This is a genomic window from Mycobacterium florentinum (assembly GCF_010730355.1).
In the GTDB taxonomy this organism is placed as follows: domain Bacteria; phylum Actinomycetota; class Actinomycetes; order Mycobacteriales; family Mycobacteriaceae; genus Mycobacterium; species Mycobacterium florentinum.
On the sequence record NZ_AP022576.1, the window covers coordinates 514482 to 529163 of the forward strand.

At 67.0% G+C, this 14682-nt stretch carries 20 protein-coding genes; 12 read left to right on the forward strand and 8 right to left on the reverse strand.

From position 1 onward, the window contains the following. The first annotated feature begins 144 nt into the window (after nt 1-144). Nucleotides 145-519: a hypothetical protein gene (locus G6N55_RS02515; protein ID WP_085220173.1), complete on the forward strand. Its 375-nt coding sequence runs from the start codon at nt 145-147 to the stop codon at nt 517-519. Here G6N55_RS02515 and G6N55_RS02520 read toward each other — a convergent pair. Beyond that, on the reverse strand, nt 516-1226 hold the full coding sequence (locus G6N55_RS02520; protein ID WP_085220172.1) for an MBL fold metallo-hydrolase: 711 nt from the start codon (nt 1224-1226) through the stop codon (nt 516-518). The genes G6N55_RS02515 and G6N55_RS02520 overlap by 4 nt on opposite strands. 71 nt (nt 1227-1297) lie before the next feature. Between G6N55_RS02520 and G6N55_RS02525 the strand changes: the two genes are divergently transcribed. From G6N55_RS02525 to G6N55_RS02540, 4 genes are read left to right on the forward strand one after another with little or no spacing between them, the layout of a single operon-like run. Next, nucleotides 1298-1612 carry an ArsR/SmtB family transcription factor gene (locus G6N55_RS02525; protein WP_085220171.1) on the forward strand — a complete coding sequence of 105 codons (315 nt, stop codon included), beginning with the start codon at nt 1298-1300 and terminating at the stop codon, nt 1610-1612. Then, nucleotides 1609-2019: an SRPBCC family protein gene (locus G6N55_RS02530; protein WP_085220170.1), complete on the forward strand. Its 411-nt coding sequence runs from the start codon at nt 1609-1611 to the stop codon at nt 2017-2019. Before G6N55_RS02525 ends, G6N55_RS02530 begins: the two co-directional genes overlap by 4 nt. A 13-nt stretch (nt 2020-2032) precedes the next feature. Next, entirely contained in the window at nt 2033-3037 is a 1005-nt protein-coding gene (locus tag G6N55_RS02535) for a synaptic vesicle VAT-1 family membrane protein (protein ID WP_085220169.1), read from the forward strand. Beyond that, nucleotides 3034-3564, forward strand: coding sequence for a YbhB/YbcL family Raf kinase inhibitor-like protein (locus G6N55_RS02540; protein WP_085220168.1), 531 nt, complete (start codon nt 3034-3036; stop codon nt 3562-3564). The genes G6N55_RS02535 and G6N55_RS02540 overlap by 4 nt, the downstream gene beginning before the upstream one ends. Nucleotides 3565-3568: 4 nt before the next feature. Here the strand turns inward: G6N55_RS02540 and G6N55_RS02545 are convergent, their stop codons facing one another. Beyond that, nucleotides 3569-5143: a phytoene desaturase family protein gene (locus G6N55_RS02545; protein WP_085220167.1), complete on the reverse strand. Its 1575-nt coding sequence runs from the start codon at nt 5141-5143 to the stop codon at nt 3569-3571. A gap of 112 nt (nt 5144-5255) precedes the next feature. Between G6N55_RS02545 and G6N55_RS02550 the strand changes: the two genes are divergently transcribed. Further along, nucleotides 5256-5855: a TetR/AcrR family transcriptional regulator gene (locus G6N55_RS02550; RefSeq protein ID WP_085220166.1), complete on the forward strand. Its 600-nt coding sequence runs from the start codon at nt 5256-5258 to the stop codon at nt 5853-5855. On the opposite strand, the gene G6N55_RS02555 is transcribed toward G6N55_RS02550, so the two are convergent. Together G6N55_RS02555 and G6N55_RS02560 are read right to left on the reverse strand one after the other, a co-directional pair. Next, on the reverse strand, nt 5852-6403 hold the full coding sequence (locus G6N55_RS02555; RefSeq protein ID WP_085220165.1) for a TetR/AcrR family transcriptional regulator: 552 nt from the start codon (nt 6401-6403) through the stop codon (nt 5852-5854). The two genes, G6N55_RS02550 and G6N55_RS02555, sit on opposite strands and share 4 nt — an antisense overlap. Next, on the reverse strand, nt 6400-6735 hold the full coding sequence (locus G6N55_RS02560) for a DUF962 domain-containing protein (protein ID WP_085220164.1): 336 nt from the start codon (nt 6733-6735) through the stop codon (nt 6400-6402). The genes G6N55_RS02555 and G6N55_RS02560 overlap by 4 nt, the downstream gene beginning before the upstream one ends. A gap of 87 nt (nt 6736-6822) precedes the next feature. Between G6N55_RS02560 and G6N55_RS02565 the strand changes: the two genes are divergently transcribed. Beyond that, the gene (locus G6N55_RS02565) at nt 6823-7632 is read left to right on the forward strand and encodes an alpha/beta fold hydrolase (RefSeq protein ID WP_085220163.1); all 810 of its coding nucleotides are present in this window, start codon (nt 6823-6825) and stop codon (nt 7630-7632) included. Between the two features lie 11 nt (nt 7633-7643). On the opposite strand, the gene G6N55_RS02570 is transcribed toward G6N55_RS02565, so the two are convergent. Further along, nucleotides 7644-8519, reverse strand: a complete 876-nt coding sequence (locus tag G6N55_RS02570; RefSeq protein WP_085220162.1) for a LysR family transcriptional regulator — start codon at nt 8517-8519, stop codon at nt 7644-7646. A 96-nt stretch (nt 8520-8615) separates the two neighbouring features. Here G6N55_RS02570 and G6N55_RS02575 point away from each other — a divergent pair, with 96 nt between their 5' ends. Both G6N55_RS02575 and G6N55_RS02580 read left to right on the forward strand, forming a co-directional pair. Then, complete coding sequence (locus G6N55_RS02575) at nt 8616-9008, forward strand: tautomerase family protein (RefSeq protein ID WP_085220161.1); 393 nt, start codon at nt 8616-8618, stop codon at nt 9006-9008. Further along, on the forward strand, nt 9005-9961 hold the full coding sequence (locus G6N55_RS02580; protein ID WP_085220160.1) for an NAD(P)H-dependent flavin oxidoreductase: 957 nt from the start codon (nt 9005-9007) through the stop codon (nt 9959-9961). Before G6N55_RS02575 ends, G6N55_RS02580 begins: the two co-directional genes overlap by 4 nt. Nucleotides 9962-9964: 3 nt before the next feature. Here the strand turns inward: G6N55_RS02580 and G6N55_RS02585 are convergent, their stop codons facing one another. From G6N55_RS02585 to G6N55_RS02595, 3 genes are read right to left on the reverse strand one after another with little or no spacing between them, the layout of a single operon-like run. Continuing rightward, complete coding sequence (locus G6N55_RS02585) at nt 9965-10669, reverse strand: hypothetical protein (protein ID WP_232079024.1); 705 nt, start codon at nt 10667-10669, stop codon at nt 9965-9967. A gap of 17 nt (nt 10670-10686) precedes the next feature. After that, nucleotides 10687-12132 carry a class I adenylate-forming enzyme family protein gene (locus G6N55_RS02590; RefSeq protein WP_085220158.1) on the reverse strand — a complete coding sequence of 482 codons (1446 nt, stop codon included), beginning with the start codon at nt 12130-12132 and terminating at the stop codon, nt 10687-10689. A gap of 17 nt (nt 12133-12149) precedes the next feature. Next, nucleotides 12150-12839: a hypothetical protein gene (locus tag G6N55_RS02595; protein ID WP_232079025.1), complete on the reverse strand. Its 690-nt coding sequence runs from the start codon at nt 12837-12839 to the stop codon at nt 12150-12152. A 192-nt stretch (nt 12840-13031) separates the two neighbouring features. Here G6N55_RS02595 and G6N55_RS02600 point away from each other — a divergent pair, with 192 nt between their 5' ends. From G6N55_RS02600 to G6N55_RS02610, 3 genes are read left to right on the forward strand one after another with little or no spacing between them, the layout of a single operon-like run. Beyond that, a complete protein-coding gene (locus G6N55_RS02600; RefSeq protein WP_085220157.1) occupies nt 13032-13514 on the forward strand; it encodes a carboxymuconolactone decarboxylase family protein in 483 nt (160 codons plus the stop codon). Between the two features lie 16 nt (nt 13515-13530). Further along, a complete protein-coding gene (locus G6N55_RS02605) occupies nt 13531-14172 on the forward strand; it encodes a nitroreductase family protein (protein WP_085220156.1) in 642 nt (213 codons plus the stop codon). Then, nucleotides 14172-14666: an SRPBCC family protein gene (locus G6N55_RS02610; protein ID WP_085220155.1), complete on the forward strand. Its 495-nt coding sequence runs from the start codon at nt 14172-14174 to the stop codon at nt 14664-14666. The genes G6N55_RS02605 and G6N55_RS02610 overlap by 1 nt, the downstream gene beginning before the upstream one ends. Nucleotides 14667-14682: the final 16 nt, after the last annotated feature.

The window sequence follows — 14682 nt, forward strand, 5'->3', positions numbered from 1 at the left end:
CGGCCCTAAGAGATTGCGGTGCAATGCTTTTCGGCACGAGCCGGGTTGCGGTTGCCCATCCGCTGCCCCCGACAGCAAACTGCGTGGCCGGATGGATGAAAAGAAGCTTAACCCCGCCAGCAAACTTCGAGTACTCTCGGATCGGTGCAGACGGAATTGCGCTACGAGCGTTGGTATGTGCTGTTGTCCACCCCGCTGGGGCTCGGGCCCAGCACCAGCGAGGTGCGGGTCGAAGACGGGACGCTTCACGTGAAGATGGGCTGGGCGTTCGATGCCCATATCCCGGTCTCGTCAATCAAAAGTGCCGAAGCGTCCGACGAGCGCACCTTCACCGCGGGCGTGCACTATTCGAACGGTCGCTGGCTGGTCAACGGTTCGGGCAAGGGACTGGTGGCGTTGACGATAGACCCGCCGGTGCGGGCGAAAGTCCCGCTGAGGTCGGTGGCGCTGCGCTCACTGGTGCTCAGCGTCACCGATCCGGGCGCGCTGATCGCCGCGTGCACGGTCGCGGCCGGCTAGCCCGAACGTTGTAGTAACCAAGCCCGTTGGCGGCGGATGAACTCGGCGTCGACGACCTTCCCGTGACCCGGGACGTAGATGGCTTCTCGACCACCGATCGCCCGCACCCGATCGAGTGTCGCCGGCCAGGCCGCCACGTCGGAGTCGGCATCGATCCACGGGTCGCCGGACTCTTCGACGAGGTCGCCGGTGAACGTCACGACGTGGTGATCATGATCGTCGAGCCCGGGCACCACCACGATCAGGTCCGACGTGGTGTGGCCGCGACCCGGATGGGTGATCCGCACATCGCGGTCGCCGAGATCGATCACGGCGTCGTAGAGGCCGTGCTGCGGCGGTTGCAGCGCCGCGATCGCCCGGTCGATCTCGGCGGCGTCGGCGCCATAACTCAGCGCATGAGCACGGATCTCGTCGTGGGCCGACGATAGGTAGTCGACCACCTCGGGCGCGCAGTAGATCTCGGCGTCGGTGAAGTACGCGGAACCCAGGACATGGTCGAAATGCTTGTGCGTCAGCACAATTTGGGTGACCGGGCCCCCGGTGAGCTGTCGGACGTCCTCGTCGATCGCGGCCGCCTCGGTCAGCGTGGTACCCGAATCGACAAGTAATGCCCCGGCATGTCCGCGCACCAGCCCGACCGTGACGTCACAGAACGGAAGCCTGCAGCGATACACGGTAGGGGTCAGCCGTTCCCAGGCGAAACGCATAAGGAGCAACTTAGCGCGCGTACCGACAAGGCGGTTGACGTGTCGGGAATTTCCGACATATAGTGCCGAGGGTGGCGACTTCGGATCGCGTTTTTCTCGCCCTGGCGAACCCGGTGCGACGCGAGCTGTTGGAGATTCTGACGCAGCAGCAACTTTCCGCGGGCGAACTCAGCGACCGGTTCGAACTCAGTCGCCCCGCTGTCGCCGAGCATCTCAGGGTGCTGCGGGAAGCCGGGCTCGTCGCCGACGAACCGCAAGGCCGCCGCCGCATTTACCGCCTCACCGCGGAGCCGCTCGCCGAACTCGGCGAGTGGCTGCACCCCTTCGAGAAGTTCTGGCGCGCGCGGCTGGCCGCGCTGGCCGACGCAGCAGAGGAGCTGGAATGAGCCGGACAACATCACCCGCGACGATCAGGGTCGATCAATTCGTGGGCGCACCGCCGGAGAGGGTATGGCGGTTGCTGACCGAACCCGACCTGATGCGGCTGTGGTGGGCCGAGGGTCAGGTGGCGGCGGTCGTCGGCCACCAATTCGTCCTCGACATGCCCGGCTACGGCAAACAGGCTTGCAAGGTGCTCGAGGTCGATCCACCGCACCGCTTCGTCTACACCTTCACCCCCGCGTGGACGCTGACCTGGCGCCTGGAACCGGAGGGCACCGGCACCCGAGTGTTCTTGGAGCACAGTGGGTTTGATCTCAACGACACGAGGATGGCCGCGGCCTTCGACCGGATGGGGCCCGGGTGGCGCGATGTCGTCCTCCCCCGCCTCTCCGAGTCCGCCGCACAGGCCTAGAAAAGGGATCGCGATGCGCGCAGTCGTTATCACCAAGCACGGCGATCCGTCCGTGCTGCAGGTGCAGCAGCGCCCGGACCCACCCGCGCCGGGGCCGGGCCAGCTGCAGGTCGCCGTTCGCGCCGCGGGCGTCAACTTCGCCGATCACCTCGCTCGCGTCGGGCTGTATCCCGACGCGCCGAAACTTCCGGCGGTCGTCGGTTACGAAGTCGCCGGCACCGTCGCTGCCGTCGGCGACGGCGTCGACCCCGGCCGTGTCGGCGAACGGGTCTTGGCCGGAACACGATTCGGCGGTTACGCCGAAACCGTCAACGTTGCCGCGTCCGATTCAGTAGTACTGCCCGACGCGTTGAGCTTCGAACAAGGCGCTGCCGTCCCGGTCAACTACGCAACCGCCTGGGCGGCGCTGCACGGCTACGGCTCGCTGCGCCGCGGTGAGCGGGTGTTGATTCACGCGGCGGCGGGAGGCGTTGGGACCGCGGCCATCCAGTTCGCCAAGGCGGCCGGGGCCGAGGTGCACGGCACCGCGTCGCCGGCCAAACATCAAAAGCTCGCCGAATTCGGCGTGGACCGCGCGATCGACTACCGCCGCGACGGCTGGTGGAAGGACGTCGGTCCCTACGACCTCATCCTCGACGCCCTGGGCGGAACGTCACTGCGGCGGTCGTACAACTTGCTTCGTCCCGGCGGAAGGCTTGTGGGATATGGAGTTTCGTCGTTGCAGGAGGGCGAGAAGCGCTCGCTGCGCCGGGCGGCGCCGCAGGTGCTGTCGATGCTGCGCGGCTTCAACCTGATGGACCAGCTCTCGGCCTCCAAGGCGGTGATCGGCCTGAACATGCTGCGGCTGTGGGACGATCGCGGCACGCTGGAGCCCTGGATCGCCCCGTTGACCCAGGCCCTGCATGACGGCACCATCACGCCGATCGTGCATGCGGCCGTACCGTTCGACGAAGCGCCCACCGCGCACCGGATCCTGGCGGCGCGGGAGAACATCGGAAAGGTGGTTCTGGTCCCATGAACCTGACACTTCGGCGAATCGGTGTCGCGGTCGGCGGGCTGGCCTTGGTACTCGCGGCCGGCAGCGGCGCTGCTCACGCGGCGCCGGACGCGCCGCTGACGATCAGTAGTCCGGCCTTCGCCGACGGTGCGCCGATTCCGTCGCTGTACACCTGCAAAGGGCAGGACCTGTCTCCCCCTCTGACCTGGTCGGCACCGTTGGGAGCGGCCCTCGTGGTCGACGATCCCGATGCCCCGGGCGGAACATACGTGCACTGGATCGTGATCGGACTCGCCCCGGGTTCGGGGAGCATCAGCGATGGCGGGACTCCACGTGGCGGGGTCACGCTGCCGAACTCCACCGGCCAGAGCCTGTACGGCGGGCCCTGCCCACCGCCCGGTAGCGGAGTGCACCACTACCGGTTCACGCTGTACCAGCTGCCCAACGATTACCAGCTCCCCGGCGGACTGGCCGGCGTGCAGGCCGCCCAGACCATTGCCGGCGCCGCGACCGCGCAGGCGCAGCTGACCGGAACGTTCAGCAGATGATCGGCTATCGGTCGTCCAGAATCTGATAGGCCGCGTTGTACCCGGGAGTGAATGTAATGCCCGGGCCGCCATGGCATCCCGCGCCGCCCAGGTACAGGCCGTCGATCGGAATCGGCATGTCCAGGAAGCCTTTCGGGCCGGGCCGGTTGGGCCCCATCAGATCCGGGTGTAACAGACCGTGGCAGAAGTCGCCGGCGGGTGCGCCGAACATCGTGTTCATGTGATACGGCGCAAACGTGATATGCCGGATCATGATGTCCTTGAAGTTCGGTGCGAACTTGGTGATCTTGTCGATAACACGCTGTGCCATATCGTTTTTCAGGTGGCCATGCTGGTCACGGTCGACTTCGACGGGGAATGCGTAGGCGAACGCGCTCGCCGCGTGCTTGCCGGGCGGCGCCATGGCGGGATCGTGCACCGACGGGATCTGCATGCCCATCGACGGGTTGTCCGGAACGAGGCCCTGTCGGCAGATCTCCCACTGCCGCTGTTGCTCTTCGGGTGAGCCAAAGATCCCGACCGACTGTTGCATGCCCTCCTCATTGAGGAATTCATACGGCGGTGCGAACTCGGGCAGCCCGTCCAACGCGAAATGAATCTGCACGAAAGAGGCGCGGTGGTCGCGACCGGAAACACGCGAAACCAGTTCGGCGGGAACATGTTCGGGCGCAATGAGCTCGGTGAGAGTCATGTCGGGCGACAGATTAGACACCACGATCGGTGCCGAGATGGTCGAACCGTCCCGCAGCCGAACGCCGGACGCCTTCTGATTCTCGACGAGGATCTCCTCGACCTTGGTGCGGAAGCGGATCTCGCCGCCATGCGACAGGAATAGCTCGCGCAGGTGTTCGGTGAGGGCGCCGATGCCGCCCTTGAGCTTGGTCATCATCGCGGTGCTGGCTCCGTCGTCCTGGGGCACGGCTACTGCGAACGCCAGACAGGCGGCGCTGCCCGGTGTGTAGGGGCCGCGGTAGGTCGAGTTCACGGCCAGAAACGCCAGCATTCCGCGCATCACCGCGTGCTTGTCCTTGTCCGGCAGGTAGCGATCGATCACATCCATCGCCGAGCCGAACAGCATCTCGTGAATCGCTCGGCGTTCGGCGTCGTTGGTTGCGCAGGCATACATTTCGTCGATCGTCTTGGGTGGCTGGCACACGTCGAAGCGGCCCAGCGCGCGCGCGGGTGCCTGGCTCCAGCCGATCAGCTCGGCCATGCCCATCACGGCCTCGGCGCCGTGCTTCTCGCCCAGGTGGGCCATCAGCTGCATCGGGTCGCGATAGAAGACCATCGGCTCTTCACCGTTTTCGCCGATGTTGACCGACATCACGTCGGGCTCGATCGCGGGCAGCGTGTCGAGTCCGAGGTCCTTGGTGAGTTGGCTCGCCATCGGGAACTGCACCGAGCCCGCGATCTCATAGTGGAAGCCGTCGATCAATTCGACCGTCGCCGCCATGCCGCCCGCGTAGGTGTTGGCTTCCAGGCACACGGTTCGCAGGCCGGCGCGCTGCAGGATCGCCGCGGCGGTCAGGCCGTTGTGCCCGGCGCCCACCACGATCGCGTCGTATTCGGTCTTGCTCATAGTCCCCGCCCTGCCTTTCGTCGGTGGTCTGCGCGTGACAAGAATATGTCAGTACTGACATAATTGGAAGATGTCAGTTCTGACGCAAGTGGTGAGATACGATCGGCCTGCCATGACCGTCTCGATGAATCGCCACGAACTGCGCCGCCGGTCGACGCGCGAGGCGCTGCGTCAGGCCGCGCTAAAGAGCTTCGCGCACAAGGGTTTTGCAAACGTAACCGTCACGGAGCTGGCGGCCGAAGCCGGTGTTACCGAACGCACCTTCTTCCGGCACTTCCCGACCAAGGAGTCGGTCCTGTTCCAGGACTACGAGACGCAGTTGGAATGGCTGGCCGAGGCGCTCGCGCAACGACCGGACTCCGAGTCGCTCTTCGACGCGGTGCTGGCCAGTGTCGCCGCCTTCCCGCACGACCTCGAGGTGGTGCGGCAGGCCGCGACTGCCCGCACCGAATTGATCAGCGCCGAGCGCATCGCGGGCCACTTGCGGGTGGTGCAATCCTCATTCGCCGCGGTGCTGACCGAATTCGTCACCAAACGGAACCCGGACGCGCCCGACATTGCGCTGGGCGCTGAGGTCGCAGGCTCCGCGCTGGCCGCGGCTCTTGTTGTGGCAGTGGAGCATTGGGGCCGCAACGGCTGTGCCGAGGATCTCGGCGAGCTGGTGGCGGCCAGTCTGGATCTGGTCCGTTCGGGCCTGGCCTCGCTGACCTAGTCCGCCGTCGGCGTTCGCGACGCGAGCCGCAGCAGGCCGCTGCGCAACTCGTCATCGCGCTGCCGGGCGTCGAGTTCGACGAGCGCGATTTCGGCGACCGCCGCAACGAGCAGCGGCGCAATCGGTTCCGGCGACGACCATCCGAGCGCCTCCAGGTCGGGCATCATCTGGGTGGCCGCGCTGTGATTGCGGGCCGCCACCAAATCGGTCAGTCCGGCCTCGGTGCGGGACTGCACGAGCAATGCCTTGGTGGCCGGCTCGGCCAGGCACCCGTCGAGATAGGCGTTCATCCCGGCCGCGAGCCGGTCGTATCCGGGCGGCAGATCCGCCATGGCCGCGTCGATTGCTGCCACGAGCTCGTCGTGAAATCGGACATGCAAGGCCCGGACGTACTCGGCGCGGCTCGGCCAGTGCTGGTAGAAGCTGCCCTTCGCCATGCCGGCCTCGGCGACGATTGCGTTCACCGAGATCCGGGCCAAGTCGGCGGTTGCCAGTAGGCGCTGTCCCGCGTCCAGCAGGGCATTGCGCCCGGGTTCGGGCGGTCTCACCGCAATCCGGCTTTCCGCCGGCTGCGTCGTGCCAGCATTTCGCCGTATTGCTCGCAGACATCGATGACCCCGGTGAGCTGATACGTGATCCATCCCTTGTGGGTCGACGGCAGGTTCTTCTCGAACACCCGGTGGCCCAGGATGTTCATCGCCCATCCCCCGACGAACATGGTGGCGCCGACCTTTGGCGTGGCGAACAGCAGCGGCAGCCCCGCCGCGATGATCGGTATTCCGACCAGGTGGACCGCACGCACCCCCTTTGACGTGTGTTGCGTGCGGTAGTACGCCATCTTGTCCGCAAACGGCGCTTCGGGAGGCGGGGCTTGACCCATCTCGATTCCCTCCTTGTCATGACGGTCCTACCGAGGTACCGTACGGCATGACCGACCAGTCGGTCAACACCGATGAGAGGAACTCCGATGCCGACAATCCAGACCCGGGCCGGCCGGGTTGCCTATGACGAAATTGGCAGCGGGCCAACGGTTGTACTGCTGCACGCAACACTGCACGACCGCCGGGACTTCGACCCGATCCGCGAGACGCTGGCGCGCCGTTACCGCACCATCGCGGTGGACTGGCCCGGACACGGAGACTCGGATCCCGTCGACGTCGCCCTCGAGCCCAGTGCCCCGCTGTTCGCCGATGTGCTCGAAGACATCGTCGACGGCTTGGGCCTGACACGGACTGTGCTGATTGGGAATTCGGTCGGCGGATTCGCCGCCGCACGGCTGGCGATCACGCGGCCCGAGTGCGTCGCGGGACTTGTCCTGGTCAACACCGGCGGCTTTGTTCCGTTGGGTGCGGCGACACGCGTTTTCTGCCGGGTCATCGGCTCCCCGGCGTTTGTCCGTCTCGGCGCGCCGGCGTTCATCCGCGCCTACATGAAAGCCAAGAACGGCAGCGACCGCGAAATCGCCGAGCGTGCGATCGCGGCGGCCAGAACCGCCGAAGGTGGCCGGACACTGACCGGGCTCTGGCGCAGCTTCGCGACCCCAGAACACGATTTACGAAGCCGCGCAGCAGAACTGACCGCACCGACGCTGATTGTGTGGGGCCGCGAGGACATCGCGATACCGCTGCGCGCCGGTCGTGCCACGCACGACGCCATCGCGGGTTCGCGCCTCGAGATCCTGGACACCGGGCACGTGGTGTTCTCGTCCGACCCGGCGGGCTTCTTGGCGGTCGCCGAGCCGTTCCTGGACTCGGTCACCAGCCGAGTGTGTGAATAGCACAACCGATGTCAGACCCCGCACTCCGCGGCGCTTGTCACCGCGGCCTCGACGAACCGGCGCAGCTCGGCATTGCGGGCGCGCGGCAGGAAAGCCAGGGACACCTCGCTCTGGGGCGCTCCACGCAGCGCGATGAACCGCACACCGGGGTGAATGTTGCGCCGGACGGCGACGTCCGGGATCACGCCGATGCCTCGATCGGCGGCAACAGATTCGATCCATTCGTCGAAATTCGATGTCTCCACGACGGTTTGCGGGCCCTCGCCCGCCGGCCACGACCACGGTCCGGTGGTCCCACTGGAGACATTGACCACCAGCGGCCATTGCGGAACCTCGGCCCAGTCCAACTGCGACATGCGCGCCAGCCGGGAATGCACCGAACACACCGCCACCCGTGATTCGTTGAACAAGTGCACGACCCGCACGGCTGTCGAGGTCACCTGGCCACGCACCACCGCGATGTCGACCCTGCCCTGCTGCACCGCGGCCAGCGCGTCGTCGGTGCGGATCAAACTGACCGTGGTTCCGGTGGCCCGCTCGAATCGGGCGACGGTGTCTTGGGCCCACGGGTCGGGCAACAACCAACTGAACCCGAGGCGAATACTTGCCTGGCGCCGCACGGCGTCCACCCCGCGTTCGAGCTCGGCGAGCACCCTTTCCACGTGATCGAAGAACGTCCGCCCCGCGGGCGTCATCTCCACGCGCCGGGAGCTGCGATCGAGCAGCGTAACGCCGAGCGCGTCTTCCAACTGCTGGATAGTGCGGCTCAGCGCGGGTTGGGTAATGGTGAGCTCGTCGGCCGCATGCGTGAAGGACTGCAATCGCGCCACGGCTTCGAACGCCCGCAGGTGCCGCAACTCGACCCGGCCGCCATCCAGCACGCCCATGCCCGACAAGCATAGATGCCGTGCGACAGGCATTTCACTCACTTCGTGCCGTGGCCCTAACGTCGTAGACGAGGCGCACGGACCAGAGGAGAGAAAATGCCGCTGCTGTACTTCGATCTGATTGAGGGTCGCACCCCATCGGAGCTCCAGGCGTTGCTGGACGCCGCGCATGACGCCGTCCTCGGCGCGTTCGCGGTCCCGCCGGGCGACCGCTACCAGGTGGTGCGCACCCATCCGGCGCACGAGATCGTGGCCTGGGACACCGGTCTCGGTATCGACCGCTCAGCGCGGTTGGTGATCGTGCACGTGGTCAGTCGCCAACGCACCCGCGCCATGAAGGAACGCTTCTACGAGTTGCTGGCTGCCAATCTCGCCGAGCGATGCGGGGTCGACCCGGCCGATCTGATCGTGTCGATCACCGAAAACGGGGACGAGGATTGGTCTTTCGGTCACGGCCGAGCGCAGTTCCTCACCGGAGAACTGCGATGAACACTCGGCTCACCGAACTGTTCGGCATCGAACACCCGGTCCTGCTAGCGCCGATGGCGATGGCCTCCGGCGGCCGGCTCGCCGCGGCGGTGACCGCGGCCGGCGGGCTTGGCTTGATCGGTGGCGGGTACGGCAACGGCGACTGGCTGCGGCGCGAATTCGACCTGGCCGGCGATGCCAGGGTCGGATGCGGATTCATCACCTGGAGCCTGGCGCAGCGGCCCGAGCTACTCGAGCAGGCCCTGGAGCGGCAACCGGCCGCAATCATGTTGTCATTCGGCGATCTTCGGCCATTCGCCGAACGCGTGCGCGCGGCGGGCGTCGCACTGATCGCCCAGGTGCAGAACCTCGAGCACGCACGCCGGGCCCTGGACACCGGCGTGGACATCGTCGTTGCGCAGGGCGGTGAGGCCGGGGGCCACGGCATGACCGCCCGGTCCACCTTCACGCTGGTGCCCGACGTCGTCGACCTCGTCGCCGCGCGCTCCCCCGAAACGCTGGTCGCGGCCGCCGGCGGTGTCGCCGACGGCCGCGGACTCGCGGCGGCTTTGGCGCTGGGCGCCGACGGTGCACTGGTCGGCACCCGGTTATGGGCCAGCACCGAAGCGTTGGTGTCACCGCGGGCGCAGGAGCGCGCCATCGCGGCCAGCGGCGACGATACCCTTCGCACCCGCGTGTACGACGTTGTGCGACAACTCGATTGGCCCGGCGACTACAACGCCCGAGCGCTGGGCAACCGATTCCTCGACACCTGGCATGGCAACGAGGACCAACTGTCGGCGGCCCTGCCCGAAGCGGTGGAGACCTTCGAGAAGGCCGTGGCCGCAGAGGATTTCGACGCTGCCGCGATCCTGGTCGGCGAGGCGATCGGACTCGTCCGCGATGTGCGGCCCGCAGCCGACATCGTGCACGACATGGCGCGCGATGCCGAGCGGATCCTGGGCCGGGCGTGACGCTCAGTACAGGGGCGACCAGTCCGACGTCCGCAGCAACCTGCTCTCCCACTGGTCGCGATACTTGAGGGCTTCGAACATGTAGCTGCCCGGCGCCCGGTATTCGGGCGGCACCTCTTTGGTCAGCAGATGGACGAGTGCCGCGTAGTTGTTGGAATCGTCAATCTTCTGCCACAGCATGGCTTCTCGTCGTTGATGGCTTCCATGCGCGACCTGGAAACAGGCCTGGATGTCCAGTATCCGCATACGCGCCGGCGCCTGCGACAGCGGCCGATAGTAGATGTCGTTCCACGAGCGGATGTAGTCGTCCAGCGACGCGGAGGGCCAGCCGGTGTCTTCCATGAAAAGGCTCAGGGGGTGTGTCCCCGCGTCGGTGGGTACCGACGCCAGATCCACCGACTGCAACGGGGACCACACCACCGGTAGCAGCAGCTTGCCCGTCACCTCGTGGCGCAGGTTGTCCAGTTCGCGCATCCACGGTTGCAGATCGCCCTGCTGGGTGCGTCGCGCCAGACGTTCCCACGACGCCCCATCGGCGATGCCGGTGATCGTGACGACGGTGTAGGAGGGCCCGGTGCCGTGCGCGTGGTTGGTGTACCAGAGCAGCCGTGCGTCGTCTTCGCCGGCCAGGGTGGGCATCCAGCCCTCGCGGTAGGCGGCCTCGAACTCGTCTTGCCGGGTGCCCACCACCTTGTGGGTCTCGTGCATAAACAGCACTTGGACTCCTAGGCGTCTGTGGCGATCAGCGTTGCGAGCTGGTCGCGGTTGACCTTGCCGGTTGCGCTGTACGGAATGCTGTCGACGATCGCCAATCGCTCGGGGAGCTTGAAGTAGGCGATCAATTCGCGACAGTGCGCCCGCAACTCGTCGATTGTCACCGGGGCGCACACCACCACGGCGGCACCAACTCGTTGGCCCAACTCGTCGTCGGCGATCCCGGCGACCGCGACATCACTAACTGCCGGATGTGAACGCAATGCTTCCTCGACCTCGATAGGTCCGAATTTCTCTCCCCCGCGATTGATTGTGTCCTTCAATCGCCCGCTAGGGAAGATGTAGCCGTCGGCATCTTGACGGGCGAGGTCACCGGTGTGCAGCCAGCCTTCGGCGACGTTCTGGGTGGTGTTCACCCACAACTCGCCGACCGCCCCGGTCGCGACGTCGGTGCCCGTGTCGGGGTCGACCACGCGCACTTCGACTCCGGGCAACGGCCGCCCGACGGAGCCGGCGCGGGCCGGGTCGCGGTGATCCTCCGGCATCAAAGTCGTGTAAGCGCCCAGCGTTTCGGTCTGGCCGAACACGTTGGCCAACCCCACGTGTGGCAGCGCCGCCATGGCCCTGCGCACCAGGCTCAGCGGCGCGGCCGCCGCCCCGTACGCGATCGCGACCAGTGACGACAGATCGGTGCCGGCGAAGTCGGGATGGTCGAGAATCCGCTGCAGCATCGTCGGCACCATGAACGTCGTGGCGACCCGGTGCTCGGACACCAGGCGCAGCCACTCGCCGGCGTCGAAGGGCGACTGCACCACCACGGTGTCACCCGAATGCAAACTGCCCAGGACGCCCAGCGCGCCGCCGACATGGAAGATCGGGACGGTCAGCATGCTCACCGAGGGCTTCGAGCCCGCCCGGAAGGCTCGCGACATTCCGGTGATGCGCCGGGTGAGCTGACGTTCGCTGATGCTGACGGTTTTCGGGAGTCCCGTTGTGCCACTGGTGAATAGGATCAACGCGTCGCGGTCGTCGGCGGTGTCCTGCGCAACGGCGTCGTCGCCGGGCTCCCGGCCGACGAGATCGGCCAGCGTCAATACCCTGGGGGCACCGGCTTCCCGTACCCGGTCGGCGTACTGCTCCCCCGCGACCGCCACGTCGGCGCAGCCGGCATTTTTGCGCAACCCCTGCAGCTCGGGCGGCGCCAGCGCGGGGTTCATCGGGGCGGGTGCGGCGCCGATGCGCGCCGCACCGAGGAGCGCGGCGATCGAGAACAGGCTTCCGCCGTCGACGACGGCGATGCGCTGCCCGGGTGTGACGCCGTGGGCCGCCAGGCCCGTCGCGTACTGCCGTACCGCCGTCGCCAGCTCGCCATAGCTGACGGTGCGCCCATCGACGATCAGCGCGGGCCGGGCGGGATCGCCGCTCGCGGCGGCGTCGTGGATCGTCCCGATGTTCATAGCGGGCGCAGTACCCCCTAAAAAAGAGGCGACCACTCGGAGGTGCGCAGCAGCCGGCTGCTCCACTGGTCGCGCAGGTCCAGGGCGTCGTACATCCAGGTGCCCGGTGCGCGGTACTCGGCGGGGATATGGCTGCGCAGCAGATCGAGCAGCGCGTCGGGCCGGCTGATGCGCTGCATCAGGATCACCTCGCGCCGCACATGGCTGCCGAGGGCGGGCTGGAACGCGGCGTGCATGGTCAGCATGGAGGACGGCGCCTCGAGGCTGCGGGCGTACACCTCGCCGCAGCGGACGATGTACTCCTCGAACTTGTCCTCGTAGGGCCACATGGTGTCTTCCATGTAGAGGGTCATTTCGTGCTCGCGACCGTCGACCGGCACGTCGCCGAACTGCACGTCGACCAGCGGTGACCAGGGCAGCGGCATGAGTAGCTTCGCGACAACCTCGTGGCGCAGCTCATCGAGACCGCGCATCCACTCCTGAAGGTCGCCCTTCTGCACCCGCAGGGTCAGCCGCTCCCACGCCGCGCCGTCGCGGACGGCGGTGACGGTGACGACGGTGTACGCGGGACCGCTGCCGTGCGCCTGGTTGGCGTACCACAGCAGCCGGGCGTCGTCGCCGTCCCCGAGCATCGGCATCCAGCCGTCACGGAACGCCGCCTCGAAGTCGTCTTCCTTGCGGCCGCGCACCGTGTGTAGCTCGTGCATGAACAGCACGCACAGACCTCCCATTCGCGGCGCCGGGCTGAAGACCGCTCAACGGACGGTAACCCCGGCGGGTTTGCGCGTCCAGGCCGGGTTAGTCATATGCCCAATTACGCCTAGTCGGCGGCCTAGACAGCCGAGCTGAGAATCTGGTTTGCTCGAGTCGGTACCGTCCTTACCGGGCAGGAGTTCCTCATGGCAAGGCTCGACGTGCCGGACGGCCCGGGCGGTGAAGCCGCGATGATCTGGTCACTACGGCCGCAGCTCGGCGGCATGGTCGAACGGATGATCCGCGGTGCCTATCAGCAGAGCATCCTGCCGGCCGACGAGCGTGAGCTGGCGCGAATGCGGATCGCGCAAATCAACGACTGCGTGGCCTGCTCGGGTTTTCGCGCCCAGTCGGTGCTGGACGCCGGCGTGGCGCCCGAGCTGTACGACAACGTCGCCGAGTACGCCAGCTACCCCGGATACACCCCACGCCAGCGTCTCGCGATCGAGTACGCGGAGCGCTTCGCCACCGACCATGCGTCGATGGACGATGCGTTCTTCGAACGCCTTCGGGAGTCGTTCTCCGACGAGGAGATTCTGGATCTCACCCTGTGCGTCGCGGTGTTTCTCGGCCTCGGGCGTTCTTTGACCGTGCTGGGCGTCGACCAGTCCTGCGCCATCGACCTGTAACCCCCGGACGGAACCAATGGACCTCGCCACCGTCGACGAACTGCTGACCACCACGCGGGCGGTTCGTAAGCGTCTCGACCTGACCCGGCCCGTGGGTCGCGATGTGATTCTGGAGTGCATCCAGCTGGCGATGCAGGCGCCGACGGCCAGCAACACCCAGGACTGGCGCTGGCTGGTGATCACCGACGCCGACAAGCGCGAGGCCATCGCCGAGATCTACCGCAGCATCGGCGCGCAGTACCTGGCCTACGCGGCTGACAACGCGACGGACCCACAGACGCAGCGGGTGTACCAGAGCGCGATGAGCCTGACCGACACGCTGGGAAAGGTTCCGGTGCATGTGATTCCGTGCCTCAATCAGCGCATCGAGACGGCGGAGCCGGGCATCGCCGCGGCGGCATGGGCGTCGATCATCCCGGCGGGCTGGAGCTTTCTGCTGGCGCTGCGCTCGCGCGGGCTGGGATCGGTGTGGACGACGATGCATCTGTTCAAGGAGCAGGAGGTGGCCGAGCTGCTCGGCATTCCCCCGACGGTCACGCAGGCCGCGCTGTTCCCCGTCGCTTACACGATCGGCACCGACTTCCGGCCGGCCACGCGGCCGCCCGCGGAGACCATCACGTTCTGGAACAGTTGGATACCGGCTGATGGAGAAAGCTGATGCAGTCCTACACCGTGCGATTCCACGTCGATGCGCCGCCGAAGAAGGTCTGGCGGGTGCTGCATCCCCCGGTGCCCCCGAACGCGCCGCGGCCGCGGGTGCTCAAGTGGCCGACCGGCAGCATGGAGATCCTGAACGAGGGCAACGAGGCCGGCGAGGGTCTGGTTCGCACTTGCATCTTCGAAGTGCCCAAATACCTGCTGACCGGCGGCAGGGCGCGTTCCTGGGAGACCGTGACCGAGGCCGAGCTCAACAAGCTGTCGCGGTATGTGGCCGTCGGCGCCCCCCTGTGGTCGCGGGCCGAGGGATATCACCAACTCGAGGAGCAGCCCGACGGCACCACCGTGCTGACGTTCCACGAGACGTATCACGCCTATAACCCCGTGCTGCGCTTCTTCCTGGAACGGCCCGTGCACGCGAAGATCTCGCGGGACAACCTCGAGACGTACGAGCATGCGCTCGGCTACGCCGGCAAGGTGCGGCGGCTGCCCTAGGCGCTCCGCGGCTGCT

What these genes read in the sequence shown, in the direction of transcription:
- G6N55_RS02535 (WP_085220169.1), top strand. Translation starts at nt 2,033, where the DNA reads ATGCGCGCAGTCGTTATCACCAAGCACGGCGATCCGTCCGTGCTGCAG.
- G6N55_RS02550 (WP_085220166.1), top strand. Translation starts at nt 5,256, where the DNA reads ATGACCGTCTCGATGAATCGCCACGAACTGCGCCGCCGGTCGACGCGC.
- G6N55_RS02520 (WP_085220172.1), bottom strand. Translation starts at nt 1,226, where the DNA reads ATGCGTTTCGCCTGGGAACGGCTGACCCCTACCGTGTATCGCTGCAGG.
- G6N55_RS02530 (WP_085220170.1), top strand. Translation starts at nt 1,609, where the DNA reads ATGAGCCGGACAACATCACCCGCGACGATCAGGGTCGATCAATTCGTG.
- G6N55_RS02545 (WP_085220167.1), bottom strand. Translation starts at nt 5,143, where the DNA reads ATGAGCAAGACCGAATACGACGCGATCGTGGTGGGCGCCGGGCACAAC.
- G6N55_RS02600 (WP_085220157.1), top strand. Translation starts at nt 13,032, where the DNA reads ATGGCAAGGCTCGACGTGCCGGACGGCCCGGGCGGTGAAGCCGCGATG.
- G6N55_RS02585 (WP_232079024.1), bottom strand. Translation starts at nt 10,669, where the DNA reads ATGCACGAGACCCACAAGGTGGTGGGCACCCGGCAAGACGAGTTCGAG.
- G6N55_RS02575 (WP_085220161.1), top strand. Translation starts at nt 8,616, where the DNA reads ATGCCGCTGCTGTACTTCGATCTGATTGAGGGTCGCACCCCATCGGAG.
- G6N55_RS02560 (WP_085220164.1), bottom strand. Translation starts at nt 6,735, where the DNA reads ATGGGTCAAGCCCCGCCTCCCGAAGCGCCGTTTGCGGACAAGATGGCG.
- G6N55_RS02590 (WP_085220158.1), bottom strand. Translation starts at nt 12,132, where the DNA reads ATGAACATCGGGACGATCCACGACGCCGCCGCGAGCGGCGATCCCGCC.
- G6N55_RS02570 (WP_085220162.1), bottom strand. Translation starts at nt 8,519, where the DNA reads ATGGGCGTGCTGGATGGCGGCCGGGTCGAGTTGCGGCACCTGCGGGCG.
- G6N55_RS02595 (WP_232079025.1), bottom strand. Translation starts at nt 12,839, where the DNA reads ATGCACGAGCTACACACGGTGCGCGGCCGCAAGGAAGACGACTTCGAG.
- G6N55_RS02580 (WP_085220160.1), top strand. Translation starts at nt 9,005, where the DNA reads ATGAACACTCGGCTCACCGAACTGTTCGGCATCGAACACCCGGTCCTG.
- G6N55_RS02605 (WP_085220156.1), top strand. Translation starts at nt 13,531, where the DNA reads ATGGACCTCGCCACCGTCGACGAACTGCTGACCACCACGCGGGCGGTT.
- G6N55_RS02565 (WP_085220163.1), top strand. Translation starts at nt 6,823, where the DNA reads ATGCCGACAATCCAGACCCGGGCCGGCCGGGTTGCCTATGACGAAATT.
- G6N55_RS02540 (WP_085220168.1), top strand. Translation starts at nt 3,034, where the DNA reads ATGAACCTGACACTTCGGCGAATCGGTGTCGCGGTCGGCGGGCTGGCC.
- G6N55_RS02610 (WP_085220155.1), top strand. Translation starts at nt 14,172, where the DNA reads ATGCAGTCCTACACCGTGCGATTCCACGTCGATGCGCCGCCGAAGAAG.